The sequence below is a fragment of the Mycobacterium aquaticum genome (assembly GCF_002086485.1).
Classification (GTDB): domain Bacteria; phylum Actinomycetota; class Actinomycetes; order Mycobacteriales; family Mycobacteriaceae; genus Mycobacterium; species Mycobacterium aquaticum.
Window position 1 is genome coordinate 329,046 of record NZ_MVHF01000002.1, and the last position, 14,203, is coordinate 343,248.

General features: G+C 64.9%; 16 protein-coding genes. 12 read left to right on the forward strand and 4 right to left on the reverse strand.

The window, feature by feature from the left end; translation table 11 throughout:
* Nucleotides 1–22: 22 nt before the first annotated feature.
* The 3 genes from BST13_RS03365 to phoU all read left to right on the forward strand — a co-directional run bounded on the left by BST13_RS03365 (nt 23) and on the right by phoU (nt 2,825).
* Nucleotides 23–1,051, forward strand: a complete 1,029-nt coding sequence (locus BST13_RS03365; protein WP_083160595.1) for an alpha/beta fold hydrolase — start codon at nt 23–25, stop codon at nt 1,049–1,051.
* A gap of 162 nt (nt 1,052–1,213) precedes the next feature.
* Nucleotides 1,214–2,131: a YncE family protein gene (locus tag BST13_RS03370; protein ID WP_211295995.1), complete on the forward strand. Its 918-nt coding sequence runs from the start codon at nt 1,214–1,216 to the stop codon at nt 2,129–2,131.
* Between the two features lie 49 nt (nt 2,132–2,180).
* Nucleotides 2,181–2,825: a phosphate signaling complex protein PhoU gene (gene phoU / locus BST13_RS03375; RefSeq protein ID WP_083160599.1), complete on the forward strand. Its 645-nt coding sequence runs from the start codon at nt 2,181–2,183 to the stop codon at nt 2,823–2,825.
* A gap of 15 nt (nt 2,826–2,840) precedes the next feature.
* Here phoU and BST13_RS03380 read toward each other — a convergent pair whose 3' ends face one another.
* On the reverse strand, nt 2,841–3,533 hold the full coding sequence (locus tag BST13_RS03380; RefSeq protein WP_245839305.1) for a DsbA family protein: 693 nt from the start codon (nt 3,531–3,533) through the stop codon (nt 2,841–2,843).
* A gap of 82 nt (nt 3,534–3,615) precedes the next feature.
* Here BST13_RS03380 and BST13_RS03385 point away from each other — a divergent pair, with 82 nt between their 5' ends.
* Together BST13_RS03385 and BST13_RS03390 are read left to right on the forward strand one after the other, a co-directional pair.
* Nucleotides 3,616–4,308, forward strand: coding sequence for an alpha/beta fold hydrolase (locus BST13_RS03385; RefSeq protein ID WP_083160601.1), 693 nt, complete (start codon nt 3,616–3,618; stop codon nt 4,306–4,308).
* Between the two features lie 93 nt (nt 4,309–4,401).
* The gene (locus BST13_RS03390) at nt 4,402–5,052 is read left to right on the forward strand and encodes a TetR/AcrR family transcriptional regulator (protein WP_142282716.1); all 651 of its coding nucleotides are present in this window, start codon (nt 4,402–4,404) and stop codon (nt 5,050–5,052) included.
* Between the two features lie 22 nt (nt 5,053–5,074).
* On the opposite strand, the gene BST13_RS03395 is transcribed toward BST13_RS03390, so the two are convergent.
* Nucleotides 5,075–5,422, reverse strand: coding sequence for a MerR family transcriptional regulator (locus BST13_RS03395; RefSeq protein ID WP_083160603.1), 348 nt, complete (start codon nt 5,420–5,422; stop codon nt 5,075–5,077).
* A gap of 110 nt (nt 5,423–5,532) precedes the next feature.
* Here BST13_RS03395 and BST13_RS03400 point away from each other — a divergent pair, with 110 nt between their 5' ends.
* Together BST13_RS03400 and BST13_RS03405 are read left to right on the forward strand one after the other, a co-directional pair.
* On the forward strand, nt 5,533–5,985 hold the full coding sequence (locus BST13_RS03400) for an Hsp20/alpha crystallin family protein (RefSeq protein WP_083160775.1): 453 nt from the start codon (nt 5,533–5,535) through the stop codon (nt 5,983–5,985).
* Between the two features lie 446 nt (nt 5,986–6,431).
* Nucleotides 6,432–7,067 (forward strand): PAS and ANTAR domain-containing protein, encoded by a 636-nt coding sequence (locus BST13_RS03405; RefSeq protein WP_083160777.1) that lies wholly within the window; start codon nt 6,432–6,434, stop codon nt 7,065–7,067.
* A 13-nt stretch (nt 7,068–7,080) separates the two neighbouring features.
* Here BST13_RS03405 and BST13_RS03410 read toward each other — a convergent pair whose 3' ends face one another.
* Entirely contained in the window at nt 7,081–7,530 is a 450-nt protein-coding gene (locus BST13_RS03410; protein WP_425436971.1) for a low affinity iron permease family protein, read from the reverse strand.
* Between the two features lie 112 nt (nt 7,531–7,642).
* On the opposite strand from BST13_RS03410, the gene BST13_RS03415 reads away from it, so the two are divergent.
* Genes BST13_RS03415 through BST13_RS03425 form a run of 3 tightly spaced genes read left to right on the forward strand, consistent with a single transcriptional unit; the run spans nt 7,643 to nt 10,718 of the window.
* Complete coding sequence (locus BST13_RS03415; protein WP_083160605.1) at nt 7,643–8,344, forward strand: M24 family metallopeptidase; 702 nt, start codon at nt 7,643–7,645, stop codon at nt 8,342–8,344.
* Entirely contained in the window at nt 8,341–9,378 is a 1,038-nt protein-coding gene (locus tag BST13_RS03420; protein WP_083160607.1) for a phosphotransferase, read from the forward strand. The genes BST13_RS03415 and BST13_RS03420 overlap by 4 nt, the downstream gene beginning before the upstream one ends.
* Nucleotides 9,379–9,389: 11 nt before the next feature.
* Nucleotides 9,390–10,718 (forward strand): aspartate aminotransferase family protein, encoded by a 1,329-nt coding sequence (locus BST13_RS03425; protein WP_083160609.1) that lies wholly within the window; start codon nt 9,390–9,392, stop codon nt 10,716–10,718.
* Here BST13_RS03425 and BST13_RS03430 read toward each other — a convergent pair.
* Nucleotides 10,697–11,617: a helix-turn-helix transcriptional regulator gene (locus BST13_RS03430; RefSeq protein ID WP_083160611.1), complete on the reverse strand. Its 921-nt coding sequence runs from the start codon at nt 11,615–11,617 to the stop codon at nt 10,697–10,699. The genes BST13_RS03425 and BST13_RS03430 overlap by 22 nt on opposite strands.
* Nucleotides 11,618–11,794: 177 nt before the next feature.
* Between BST13_RS03430 and BST13_RS03435 the strand changes: the two genes are divergently transcribed.
* On the forward strand, nt 11,795–13,021 hold the full coding sequence (locus BST13_RS03435; RefSeq protein WP_083160613.1) for an MFS transporter: 1,227 nt from the start codon (nt 11,795–11,797) through the stop codon (nt 13,019–13,021).
* Nucleotides 13,022–13,071: 50 nt separating this feature from the next.
* Complete coding sequence (locus BST13_RS03440) at nt 13,072–14,193, forward strand: alpha/beta hydrolase (RefSeq protein ID WP_083160615.1); 1,122 nt, start codon at nt 13,072–13,074, stop codon at nt 14,191–14,193.
* Nucleotides 14,194–14,203 lie beyond the last annotated feature (10 nt).

The following is a 14,203-nucleotide window of genomic DNA, read 5'->3' on the forward strand; positions in this document are numbered from 1 at the left end:
GGACACCGAGAGGAGCCTCAGCATGGAACGAACTGCCCAGGCGTGGCTTGAAGCGGGTGCTCACTTCGAGTGGGTCCCGACCGAACCCATGCGGCATACCCGCAACCTGAACATCTTCCACGCCGAGTTCGGCGATCCCGAGGCGCCGGTGCTGCTGATGGTGCACGGGTTTCCGACCAGCAGCATCGACTGGCAGGACGTGGTGGGGGAGCTCAGTACTGACTATCGGGTGTGCGTCCTCGACCTGCCCGGCTTCGGATTCTCGGACAAGCCCAAAGGCGAGGACTACACCCTGCGGCGTGACAGTGAGCTGCTCGGCTACTACCTGGTCGACGTCCTCGGTACGCACGAGGCTGCTGTCGTCGCCCACGATCGCGGCGACAGTGTCGCGCTGGCGTTCGCGCACCGCTGTGCCACTGGGCAGACGCCGTTCGCCGTGTCCAATCTGGTGCTCAGCAACGGGAACATCTTTTTGCCGCTGTCGAATCTGAACCAGTTCCAGCGGCTCGTCCTGCACCCTGAATCGGCTGCCGCGACCATCGCGGCGATCACGCCCCAGATCCTTGCCGCCGGTTTGGGGCAGACGACGTTCACGCCGCGGCGATCACTCGATGATCCAGCGATCGCTGCGCTGGCAGACACGTTCGCCGTCAACGACGGCATCGGCGTCATCCACGACACGATCCAATATCTGGTGGAACGGTCCGAGCACGAGCAGGAATGGCTGAGGGCCCTGGCCGCCATGCCGGCGAAAACCACTGTGGTGTGGGGGTTGTACGACGAGATCTCGCCGCTGCGGGTCGCGGCGTACGTCTGGAACAACTACCTCGCGACCAAGCCGGGGGATAACGAATTCTGGCTGCTGCCGGGCGCCGATCACTACCTGCAGAACGATCAGCCGACGCAATTCGTCCAGGTCCTCAAGGCCACGCTGTCGGACAGCTCGCCCACCGCTCCTGGGGCCGTGAGCCCCGATCCACAGGCGCCGGTGTTCCTCGATCGATCGCGGCCGCAACTGCCCACGGCGCAGGAAATGCTCGCCGGAACCTAGATCCGGCCTCATCCGGCGTAGGTTCGACGTGTGGCTCACCCAAGTCACGCGAGGGCGGTGCGGGCAGCGGCTCGGCGTCTGCTCTACATTGCGGCGACCGGGATCCTTGCTGCGGGCTGCGCAGGCGGCCCGGCCGGTCCACAGTCCTTGCCATGGCAACAGGTGTCGACGCTTGACTTGCCCGGTGGCACAGGTCGTTTCGATTACACGGCGCTGGACGCTGGAAAAGGCCTGCTGTTCCTGGCGCATATGGGGGCCGGCCAGCTCGTCGAGGTCGATCTGCCTCACCACCGGGTGCTGCGGACCGTGAACGACCTGCCGGATGTGCACGGCGTGATCGTGGTGCCCGAAGAGAGGCGGGTCTATGCGACCGTGACCGCACGCAACCAGCTGTTGGCGCTCGACGAGGACACCGCCGCCACCGTTTTCGCTGTTCCGACTGGCGCCTATCCGGACGGTCTGGCCTACGACCCGCTACGGCATACGGTGTGGAGCACCAACGAAAGTGCCGGCAACGAAACGGTTGTCGACGCCGTAGCCGGCGCGGTGGTGGCGACCGTCCCTCTCGGCGGAGAAGTCGGCAACGTCGTCTACGACCCCGCCATCGACCGCATCGTCGTTGCCGTACAAGGCCGCGGTGAGCTGGCGGCGATCGATCCCGTCTCGAAAGCGGTCGTCGACCGCATTGCGACTCCGGGATGCGATCGCCCACACGGGCAGGTACTGGACAACGTCCACCAGGTCATGTTCGTCGGCTGCGAAGGCAATGCCACCCTGGTCACGGTCGATCTCGCGAGCCGCAGCGTCGTCGACAGGCTGACGGTCGGTGATACGCCCGACGTGCTGGCCTACGATCCGCCGAGAGACCGGGTGTACGTCGCCTCTGAAAGCGGCTGGGTCAGCATCGCCGACCACGACCGCGGACATCTGCACGCGCGCGGCTCGGCTCACGTCGCCACCGGAGCTCACACCTTGGCCCTGGACCCGGTAACCGGCCAGGCCTATCTCCCGATCGCCGACAATGGTCACGGCACGCCGCAGTTGTGGGAATACCGACCGAGCGCGGCTTCGTCCCGATGATCGGGCGGTGTGGTGCGAGCCCGCCGAACAGGCCATACCATCAGCTCGTATGCGGCACGCCTTTCGGGCGCAGCTCGATGCCCTGCACGGCGGGATCGCCGACCTGTGTGATCACGCCGGATCCGCCATGGGCCACGCCACCGAGGCGCTGCTGCAGGCTGATTTGCAGATCGCCGAAGGCGTCATCGACCGCTACAGCGACATCGCCTACCTGTGCGCATCGCTCGAATCCGACGCGTTGGTGATCCTGGCGCGGCAAGCCCCCGTGGCCGGTGATCTTCGAGCAGTGGTGAGCTCGCTCAAAGATGTGGCCGACCTCCAGCGGATGGGTGCGCTGGCGACGCATGTCGCGCGGATCAGCCGACGCCGCCATCCTGCGGTCGCGGTACCCGCCGAGGTTGCCGGCTATTTCGGCGAGATGGGCCGTATCGCCGTCAGACTCAGTGAGGACACCAAAAATGTTGTGCTGGCTCGGGATCCAGACCAAGCCGCGCAATTGAACGTCGATGACGAAGCGATGGACGAGCTGCACCGAGAACTGTTCGCACAGGTGATGAACCCGGGCTGGTCACACGGCACCGTCACGGCCGTCGACGTCACATTGCTGAGCCGCTACTACGAACGTTTCGCCGACCACGCTGTCGATGTCGCCAACCGCGTCATTTACCAAGCGACGGGGAAACAGCAGCGCTGAATGCGGCCCAGGGTGTCAGCGTGGCAGCTGGTCGAGCCACCCGGAGTTACCGTCGACGGCCTTGCTGTCGATGACGACAAGTGGCACACCGGGATCGGGGAACTGACTGAGCAGTGCATGGTTGTTCGTCGCGATGGTGTGCGGGTCGTAGGGGATGGGCAGGCCCAGCCGGATCATGTCTTGCGCGGACTGCGGCGCGCCGACGTGATCCGCGAGGCTCGCGAGTTGATCGTTGCTGAGATCTGACGGGCCCTTCTCCTTCGGCTGCTGATCAGCGGAATAGATCTGCTCTATGAAGCGCCACGTGGTGTCGCTCGATTGCGAGTGGTCTGCGACGAGGTAGGCAGCGTAGATCGCTCGACTGTCGTAAGTGCCACTGGCCGAGTACTTCTCCAGGAAATTGACGAAGCGAACGTTGACGTGAAGCTTGCCGGCTTCGATGCGTCGGCCGATCTCGGCGCCCTGGTCTCGGACCATCTTGCCGCTGAAGGGGCACAGCGGATCGAGATAGAGCTCGATCTGGCCTGGCGCCGCTGGATCGCCGAGGGCGATGACATCGCCCGCGGGCGACGCGTCGGCCGCGTACGCCCGACCGACGTTGGGACCCCACACCACAAGCAGCGCTGCGAGCAGGCCCACCAACGCGATGTGAATCGATCGAAATGCCGGCGTCTTCACCGAGCCGGCTCCAGTCGGGCTCACATTCATGATCACCATCATGTCCCAGGCAGGGATGGCATCATGTCGCTGTGCGTTCGACCAGTCGAGGGTTGAAGCCGGGGATCGCCCGATGACGACGTTCTTGCTCATCCCGGGCGGTGGGGCGGACCCGTCGTGCTGGCGGTTCGTCGTGGCCGAGTTGGCCGACCGTGGGCACCGAGGAATCGCAGTTGACCTGCCTTGCGAGGACGACGCGGCGGATCTGCACGCATATGTGGCGGCAGTCGCCGCCCAATATGCCCATCAGCGGCACGACAACGAGCGGCCTGTCGTCGTAGCTCATTCTTTCGGCGGCTTCACCGGGGCCCTCGCCTGTGCGCGGGTCGACGCGTCCGCCATGGTCTATGTCTCGGCTATGATCCCGCGGCCGGGCGAACGACCCGATGATTGGTGGGCGGCGACCGGATGGAAGGACGCGCACCGTGCCGCGGCCAAGTCTGGCGGGTATGACCCCGATGACATGGATGCTCTGTTCTACAACGGAGTCGACGCCGCGGTAGTAGCGGACGAGGTCGAACGTGGACAGTCAGATACGCCGTCGCTGGCACCGTGGCCGTCAGCAGACCTTCCCCAGCTACCCACCCGGTTCGTGCTGTTCAGGGATGACCGCTTCTTCCCTGAGTCGTTCATGCGTCGGGTGGTAGCCGAAAGACTGGGCATCGAACCTGACATCATTCCCGGCGGGCACATGGCGATGTTGTCGCATCCGGTTGAGCTCGCCGATCAACTCGTCTCGGCGGCCGAAGCGTGCAAGGGGATGTAACACGGGGCAACCCCGCCACCGATACGCGAATGTGACCGCTCACACGCCTGCAGCGAACCAGCCCTATGAGTTGAGCGTGGCACGTTGCTCGAGGTGACGACGCCGTCTGTCGCGCCGCGTCGGCGAGGTCGCCCACCGACAGCTACGGCAGCAGGGACGAGGAACCGGATTCTGCAGGCGGCCCGCGAAGTGTTCGGTGAATGCGGGTACGACGCCGCGACGTTCCAGACCATCGCGCGCCGAGCCGGCCTGACCCGACCAGCCGTCTGCCATCACTACGCCAGCAAGTCCCAGCTCTACAGCGCAGTGGTCGAGCAGACCACTGCCGCGGTGATCAGTCCCGCCGTCCTCAAGGCCCAGCACCAGCCGACCCTGCTGGCCAAGCTGTCGACCTTCTTCGCGGCGGTCATGAGCGCCGAGTCCGCTGCCGCCGCATTTCTGGTGACGACGGTGTTCGAGTCGCGTCGGCACCCTGAATTCGCCGACTCCACCCCCGACGCGTTGCAGGCTTCGCGGGAATTCGTCGCGTGGGCCCTTGACGACGCAGTGGGCCGAGGCGAGGTTGTCGTCAACACCGACGTCGCCGAGACGGTCGAGATGTTGCTCGCGGCCATGTGGGGACTGGGCTTCTACGTCGGCTACGTCAGCAGCGGTGGGCACCTCGGTGACATGGTCGACCAGTTCGAGCTGCTGATGGCCAACAAACTCTGGCAGCTGAGCAGCGCGGTGGCTGACCAGGCGTAGTCGACGCGGTTGCGTCTCGTCCCTACTCCTGCCGGTCGATGATCTCCCGTAGTTCGGAGTTGTGGTCTTCGAGATCCAGGATGCGGGCAATACCGGCGATGTTGACGCCCGCGGCCACCAATGCGGCGATGCGCCGGATGCGGGCAAGGTCATCCGCGCTGTAGCGGCGGGTGCCCCCTTCGGTACGGCTGGGCGACAGCAGGCCGTGGCGCTCCCACAGCCTCAGCGATTGGGTGGGAACGCCGGAGAGTTCGGCGGTGACGGAGATGCCGTATACGCCGTGGTCAGGGGCGGGCGCACCGCGGGCCCGGTGTCTGTCGGCACCTGCCGGACGGTGGCTTCCAGTGTCGGGGAGATCTTGGGGCGGCAATCTACTTGCCTCTCATCTGTCGTGATGCTATATAGAAACTTGTGCCGACTGACACAGATTATCAGTCGGCTTCCATTCAGAACAGGAAAGGATGTGTGGAGGTGGCCACCATGCTGATGCGTACTGATCCGTTCCGGGACCTGGACCGTTTCGCCCAGCAGGTGCTCGGCACGGCAGCGCGCCCGGCGATCATGCCGATGGACGCCTGGCGTGATGGTGAAGAGTTCATCGTCGAGTTCGATCTGCCCGGTATCGCGGAGGACTCGCTGGATCTGGACATCGAGCACAATGTGGTGACGGTGCGCGCGGAGCGTGCGCCAGTGGACCCCGACAGGGAGATGCTCGCGACGGAGCGGCCCAGGGGGGTGTTCTCGCGCCAGTTGGTGCTCGGCGACAACCTGGATACGGCCAAGATCGCCGCGAAGTATCACGACGGGGTGCTGCAGCTACGAATCCCGGTGGCGGACAAGGCCAAACCTCGCAAGATCGTCGTCGACCGACCTCGCGACCATGCGATCGTGGACGCCGACTCCTCGTCGCCCAGAGAATCCATCAACGCCTGATCGGCCGCGCACGCGTCAACGAATTTCGCGGTGCGTGGCGTCCCGGGGAGTTGGATGACCGGACTTCTTCAGGCCCAGCGCCCCGGCCGACCCGCTGAACAACCGCACATCGGGAAAGGGGGTGGGACCACCGCGATGTGGCAAGAGGGGGTGGCGGCGGCAGCGCCCCCACCCCTCGGACAAGGAGTTGGGCCAATGGCCGGTGCGCTGTGAGATTGGGAGGTTGGGGGTCCTGACGAAGGCTGCGAAGCCAAACGTGCTGAGCAACTTACATTCTGATGTGAAACAACGCTTGCATAACCGAAGCTATTTAGGATGGAACCATGACTGGGGCTGGCGATGGCACGTCCATTTCCGGGATCGACGTCTCCGGGACTGCAGGCGTAGCGGCGACCGACGTGATCGACGTCTTGACCGAGGGGCTGGCCGGGCAGGCGCCGGCGACGATGGGGTGGTTCCGCTTCTATTTCGATGAGCAGCGATGGGAGTGGTCGGAGCAGGTTGCGCGGTTGCACGGCTATGAGCCCGGCACGGTGGCGCCGACGACCGAGCTCGTGCTGTCGCACAAACATCCCGACGACCGCGACAAGGTTGCCGACACCATCGAAGCCATCATGAACACGCGCGGTGCGCTCAGCAGCAGGCACCGCATCGTCGACACCGCCGGTGCGGTGCACTGGGTGATGGTGATCGGGGACCAGTTCTTCGACGGTCACGGCGCGGTGATCGGCACGCACGGTTTCTATGTTGATGTGACGCCGGCCGAGGATCAGCGTAGGGACGCCGAGCGTCGGCGGCAGGACCTTGTCACGGCGCGGGTGGCCGAGATCGCCGCCAGTCGCGCCAGCATCGAACAGGTCAAGGGCATGCTGATGCTCATCTACAACGTCGACGAGGACGTGGCGTTCGATGTGCTCAAGTGGCTGTCTCAAGAACACAACGTCAAGCTGCGCGTCCTGGCCCAGCAGTTGAGCATCGACCTGCGGGGCGTGGCCCGGGAGACCGTTGATCAGTCAATCTATGACCACGTGCTGCTGACGGTGCATCAACGTCTGGCGGCGAACCCTGAAGCGGCGTCCTGACGCCAATTCCCGTTCAGTCCGCGCTTTCCCGGTCTTCGAGGCCGACGGCTGCTCGCAGCTCCTTGACGTCGGCTTCGGCGTCCGGATCGTCTCGCAGATGGTGCATCAGATCGCCGAGGGCCTCGGCGATGGCATTGAGTTTCTGCTGAAGCGCGTCGTCCGAGCGGCGCTCGGTGTTCTGCAGCAAAGCCACCAGCAAGAACGTGATGATGGTGGTGATCGTGTTGATGATCAGCTGCCAGGTGTCGAGCTTCAGAAAAGTGAACGTGGGTGCCCAAAGCACCACGAGGAGCACACAGCCCAGGAAGAACCAGGCCCGCGACACAAACGAACTCGCGCCCGTGGCGAACCTGTCGAACAGTGACAGACCCGGTTTGCTGTCCGACGGCATGACATCGTCTTCATCGGCAGGGCACTTCCCGTTGTGCCCCTTGTGCCCCGCCGAATCCTTGACCGCCACCATGTCACATCCCTCCGCCCAAAATCCGACGAACGCTGTGCAGCGCTGAATGCCCTGAATTCCCCTCCCCTGGCGAAATAAACCTGGCCGCCGGTGTCCGCTATAGCATCGACCAATGAATCGACCGACTGTCGAAGAGCCTGTACGGGCCGAGAAGCTGATCGAAGCGCAAGACATGGCAGCGAAGCTGTTCGCCGAAATCAACGACCGCCGCATGGTCCGTGCCGGTATCGGTGAGCGCGCCCTCTCCGACGAGATTCATGACCTGGCGGCTGCGATGTTCGGCGTCACGAGGCACTGGCACAAGCGCATCGTCCGTTCGGGCGGCAACACATTGGAGACTTTCCGGGGCAACCCGCCCGATCGCCTGCTGTCCGAAGATGATGTCGTCTTCCTGGATTTCGGCCCCATATTCGAGGAGTGGGAAGCCGATTTCGGCCGCACATATGTGTTGGGCGACGACCCCCGCAAGCTCGAACTGCTCGATCGCCTGCCGGAGGTATGGCTGGCGGGCCGTGACTTCTTTCGCAGCGAGCCGCAGGTTACCGGGGAACAGCTGTACGACTTCGTCGTCGCTGCCAGCCGTGATGCCGGCTGGGATTTCGGCGGGGTCATCGCCGGGCATCTGGTCGGCGAGTTTCCGCACGAGAAGATCGACGGCGAGGACATCGAATCCTACGTCGCGCCCGGTTCGACCCGGCCCATGCGCCGAAAAGACCGGGCCGGCAACGAGTGTCACTGGATACTCGAGGTACACCTCGTCGACCGTGACCGTGGATTCGGCGGCTTCTACGAAGAGCTGCTCGACCTGCCGTGACCGACTCTGCGGGCGCTGAGATGCCCTTGGTGATGAGCCTGGCCGACCAGTACTACGGTATGCAGGTCCACGAGCTGACCTTCCTGGGCGGTGAGATCGACCGCAACTACCGGTTGACGACCAAGGACGGCGCCACCTATCTGGCGAGGCTCCAACTGCCGGTGCAGAATGTCGGCGAATTGCACTGGCAGGAAGCCATTTTGCTGCACCTGCTCGACAAAGACATCGGTGTCGCCGTGCCCACCATCGTGCGCGCCGCCGACGGCAGCCTGCACGTGCCGTTCGCGTCGGGCTCCGACAACGGCGTGCTGCGGGTGCTCAACTGGGTCAGCGGAACTGAGCTCAACAAGGTTGCTCACCATTCGCCGACATTGCTGAACCAACTGGGTGCGACTGCCGCTCGGGTGACCTTGGCCCTCGACGGTTTCGCTGCGCCGAATTTCCCCGCCACGCACCACTGGGATGTCACGCGCTCCGGCGAGGCAATCCGCGAATGTCTGTCCGCTGCACCGGAACTCATCGACAGTCACGGTGCCACCACGGTGCTCGGCTGGTTCAGTGAGATCGAACCTGTGCTGCGCGAATTGCCGCGGGTGATGGTGCACCAGGATCTCAACGACAACAACGTGCTGGTCGAGCTGCGTGATGGTGTCCAGGTCATCTCCGGTGTGCTCGATTTCAACGATGCGCTGCGCGGTCCGCGGGTCGCAGAGCCTGCGATCGCCGGGGCATATGCGATGCTGCGCAAGGACGATCCGCTGCAGGCGCTGGGGCATGTGGTCGCCGGCTACCACGCTGTCACCCCGTTGGCGCCGGCGGAAATCGACGTCATCTATCCGCTCGCCGCTGCGAGATTGTGTGTGCAGGTGTTGACCTGGACCGTCCGGGGCCGTACCAACCCGACCGCGTACGGCAGCATGCGCATGCGGCACACCTTGCCGACCCTCGAGCGTCTGCTGGCCATCGATCCTCGAACGGCCGGTACGCACCTGCGCTCGATGTGCGACACCGAACCACAGAGGGAGTCGAAATGAGTTCGCAGCCAATGCACATGGCCAATGCTTACGACGGCAGCGCAGCCGCCGAGCTCGACCCGGGCAGCCGCGCCCTCGCCGAGCGTCGGGAGGCGGTGCTGGCACCGAGCTACCGCCTGTTCTATCGGCGCCCGGTTTCGCTGGTGCGCGGCTCCGGCGTCTGGCTCTACGACGCCGAGGGCAACCGGTATCTCGACGCCTACAACAACGTTCCGGTGATCGGGCACAGCCATCCGCATGTGCAGCAGTTGGTCGGTGAGCAGCTGGGAATCCTCAATACTCACACGCGCTATCTCACCGAACCTCTGGTCGCCTACTCCGAACGGCTGCTGGCGCTGTTTCCCGCAGAGCTGTCGAAGGTGGTCTACACGTGCACGGGCAGCGAAGCCGTCGACCTCGCACTGCGCACGGCCCGCTATGAAACCGGGGCGCAGGGCATCATCTGTACGTCGCACGCCTATCACGGGTGCACTGCCGCGGCCGCCGAGATCTCGCCGAGTCTGGGACCCAACAACGAGATTCCCCCGCACGTGGTGGGTGTCGAGGCGCCTGACTTCTATCGTGAGTCGGCGGATGAGGCGGGCGAGCGTTTCGCGCAGCGTGTCCGCGAGGCCATCGACGTTCTCGCCGAGCGTGGAGTCGGGCTCGCCGCCATGATCGTCGATTCGGTGCTGTCCAGTGACGGTGTGCAGGCCGATCCTGCCGGGTTTCTCCGCCCGGCAGCCGAGGTGATCCGCGCGGCCGGTGGGTTGTGGATCGCCGACGAAGTGCAGCCGGGCTTCGGGCGTCTGGGTGCCGGCTGGTGGGGCTTCACCCGGCACGGACTGAACCCCGACCTCGTGGTGCTCGGCAAGCCCATGGGCAACGGCATACCGATTGCCGCGGTGGTGGGCCGCGACGGCGTGATGGCCCGTTTCGGTCGAGATATCCGTTACTTCAACACATTCGGTGGCAATCCGGTCAGCATCGCGGCGGCGACGGCGGTGCTCGACGTCATCGAGGATGAACAGTTGATCGGCAATGCCCGCGCGGCCGGCGCACGGCTGATGGCCGGGTTGCAGGAGTTGGCGGGACGCCACCGCGTGCTCGGCGACGTCCGTGGTGCGGGACTGTTCGTCGCCGCCGAGATCGTCCAAGACCGCGACAGCCGGTCACCCGATGCCGACACGGCCGCTGCGGTGGTCAACGAGCTGCGAGAGCGTCGCATCTTGATCAGCGCTTCCGGCCGCGCGCAGAACGTCTTGAAGATCCGGCCACCGCTGCCATTCACCATCGACCATGCGGACCTCTTCGTCACGGCACTCGATGAGGTTCTCGGTCATTCGGTCAGAGTCGAGTGATCCTGCGCCTCAAGCAGATCCCGGCCACCCAGGTGAGTAGCGGCCCAACTGGCGAGCAGGGTCAGGGCATCTGCTGACGGGCTGGCCGGTTCCGGGCTGTAGATCGTCAGGACCAATCCGGGATCGGCAGGGAGCGGCATCGTTTCGTACTCGACCTGAATGTCTCCGACGACCGGGTGATGGAAGGTCTTGGTGCCGGTGTAATGCAGCCGCACATTGTGTTTGGCCCACCGCACCCGGAATTCCTCGCTGCGGGTGGAGAGTTCGCCTACGAGGTCGGAGATGCTGCGGTCGTAGGGGTCGCGCCCGGCATCGGTGCGTAGCAGATTGACTGCGCTGTCAGCCATCTGGTCCCAGTCCGGGTAGAACTCGCGGGCGGCGGGATCAAGGAAACAGAACCGCACGAAGTTGACCGGCCGGCTGGGGTCGGGATGCAACGGATCCGGGTAGAGCGGGCTGTAGAACGCGTAGGCGAGTTGGTTTCCGCAGACGAGATCGTGGCGAGCGTTGCGCACGAAGGCAGGCACGGTCATGGCGTCGCACACCCGCTGCACCATCGGTCGTACGGTTTTGCTTCGGCGCGGCCGGGACCGTTGTGGGCCGGTGCTGACCGCGCGGTGCAGATCGAAGAGGTGCGATCGTTCGGCCTCGTCCAGTTGCAGGGCGCGGGCAATTGCGTCGAGCACCGTTTCGGACACGCCACGAACCTTGCCGCGCTCGATCTGGGTGTAGTAATCGACCGAAAGTCCGGCCAGAGTGGCCACCTCTTGCCGGCGCAGACCGGGCACGCGCCGCTTGGCTGCGTCGTAGACAGGTAATCCGAGCTGGTCGGGGGTGATCCGCGCGCGCCGGGACGCGAGGAACTCGCCGATCTGCGCGGCGCGGTCGGAGCTGTCCATAGTGGCGAGGGTACGACCCGACCTCGGCCATCACCAGGTTCTGCGAAGGGGGTGCTGCCGGCACCCCTTTCACTGTCGCCTGCCATCCGCAGGATTTGCCGGGTTCCATGGTGTTGCGGGGTGCTGCGACGCAAACACGCTCGCGCAACCGTTTTCCGAAGAGTTTATGAGGTGAGAATGACCCAGTCCGGCCGACAGACCAAGCGATCGACGCGGTTACCCGCGGTGGTGTACGTGATCGGGGCAGGGATCTTCCTGATGGGCACCACGGAATTCATGATCGCCGGATTGCTTCCGGAGACAGCCGCCGATCTCGGCGTCGACGTCGCCAGGGCCGGTCTGCTGATCACCGCGTTCGCCATCGGGATGATCATCGGTCCGCCCGTGATGGCATTGGCCACAGTACGTCTGCCCGCCCGAGCCACATTGATGGGTGCGCTGGCAGTCTTCGCGGCAGGACATGTCGTGGCCGCGGTCAGTGACTCGTTCACCGTTGTTGCCGCCACTCGGTTCGTCACAGCGTTGGCCACAGGTACGTTTTGGGCCGTTGGGGCCGTGGTCGCGGCCAAGGCCGCCGGTCCGGGAAACAGTGCACGTGCGCTCGCAGTGATGTCCGGCGGCCTCAGCTTGGCTGTGATCGCGGGAGTGCCGATCGGTACATTCGCCGGTCAGCTGTCCGGTTGGCGGGGCCCGTTCTGGATGCTCGCAGTGCTGGCCGCGGCCACCATCGCCGCAGTGGCGATGGTGGCCCCGGCGACTGCCGACGAGGGCGCTCACACGGTGTCGATCCGCGCGGAACTGTCGACGTTGCGGGAGCGGCGGATGTGGGTGGTGCTGGGTGCGATCACCCTCGCGCAGGCGGGATTCCTTGGCGCCTACAGCTTCATCACGCCATTGTTGACCGAGCGTGCGCGGATCCCGACTGCGCTCGTCCCCGTCGTCCTGATCGTCTTCGGATTGGGTGCCCTGGGCGGCACCCTCGTCGGCGGTCGATTCGGTGACCGCCGCCCGCTGGTCACGGTCATCACCGCAATATCACTCACCACCGCGGCACTGCTGATGCTGGCGGCGGTGGCCGATCACCCGGTGCTCGTGGTGGTGTTGGTGGTCGTGCTCGGAGCATCCGGCCTCGGCGCCAACCCGGTGCTCATCGCGCAAACCCTGAGCTATGCGGGACGCCAGTCAGCACTGGCGTCGTCGTTGGCCACCGCCGCATTCAATCTCGGCACGGCCGGGGGATCAGCGCTGGCCGCAGTCACGCTGTCGACTGCCGTGGGCCTGGCGGGGCCTGCGATGCTCGGCGCACTGCTGACGGGATGCGCGCTCGTGCCGGTCGGCGTGCTGGTCGTTGCTTCGCAGGTCAAGCAGCACCATGCCCGACCATGCCCGGCTGCCGTCAGCTGACCGCATTTCGTTCCTGCCCACCCTCTTCCCGACGACAAGGAGCATCGCTGATGAGATCCACACCGGCACAATTCAATCCGAACCTCAGTCGACGCGGAGTTCTACAGTTGGCGGGCGCAAGTGCGGCGGCGCTGGGCGTTCTTGTCGCGTCAGGATGTGCCACGTCCGGCGACGCAGCTCCGTCATCGGGACCGGCGGTGCCCGCCGATCTGCCCGCAGGCGACACCTCCCGCGGAGCGGACAACTTCTACACCAGCGATCGGGTGACCGTTGAGAACGTGTCGTTTCTCAACCAGTACCGGATGTCCGTGTCCGGCAGCTTGTTCGCTCCCAAGGACTTGGATCGTCGTGCTCGCACTTCGGCGGTGGTCGTGGGACATCCGATGGGCGCGGTCAAAGAACAGAGCGCCAACCTGTATGCCACGAAGCTGGCCGAGCAGGGGTTCGTTGCGATGTCACTTGATCTGTCGTTCTGGGGTGACAGCGCCGGCGAACCCCGTAACGCGGTGTCCCCGGATATCTATGCCGAGGACTTCAGTGCCGCAGTGGACTTTCTGCGCACCCAGGCGTTCGTGGACCGGGAACGGATCGGTGCGCTCGGGATCTGCGGCAGTGGCAGCTTCGTTGTCAGCGCCGCGAAGATCGACCCGCGTATCAAGGCGATCGCGACGGTCAGCATGTACGACATGGGCGCTGCCAACCGCAACGGGCTGCGCCATTCGGTCACCGCAGAGCAGCGACAGCAGATCATCGAACACGCCGCACGGCAACGCGACGTGGAATTCGCCGGGGGTGCAGTGGAATACACAGCTGGGACACCCGAACAGCTCACGGACCGATCCACCGCAGTAGACCGGGAATTCTACGACTTCTACCGCACCTCAAGAGGTTTCAGTTCCAAGACCACCACACACCCCACCCTGGCCAGCAATGTCAAGTTCATGAACTTCTATCCCTTCACCGACATCGAAACCATCTCCCCGCGGCCGATGCTCTTCATCGCCGGAGAACACGCACACTCCCGCGAGTTCAGCGAAGACGCGTTCCGGTTGGCGGGGCCGGCCAAACAGCTCGTGATCGTGCCCGGCGCCGGCCACGTCGACCTCTACGACCGGGTCGAGCTCATTCCGTTCGCCACCCTGTCGACGTTCTTCCGCGACGGCCTGACCTGATCAGGTCTTC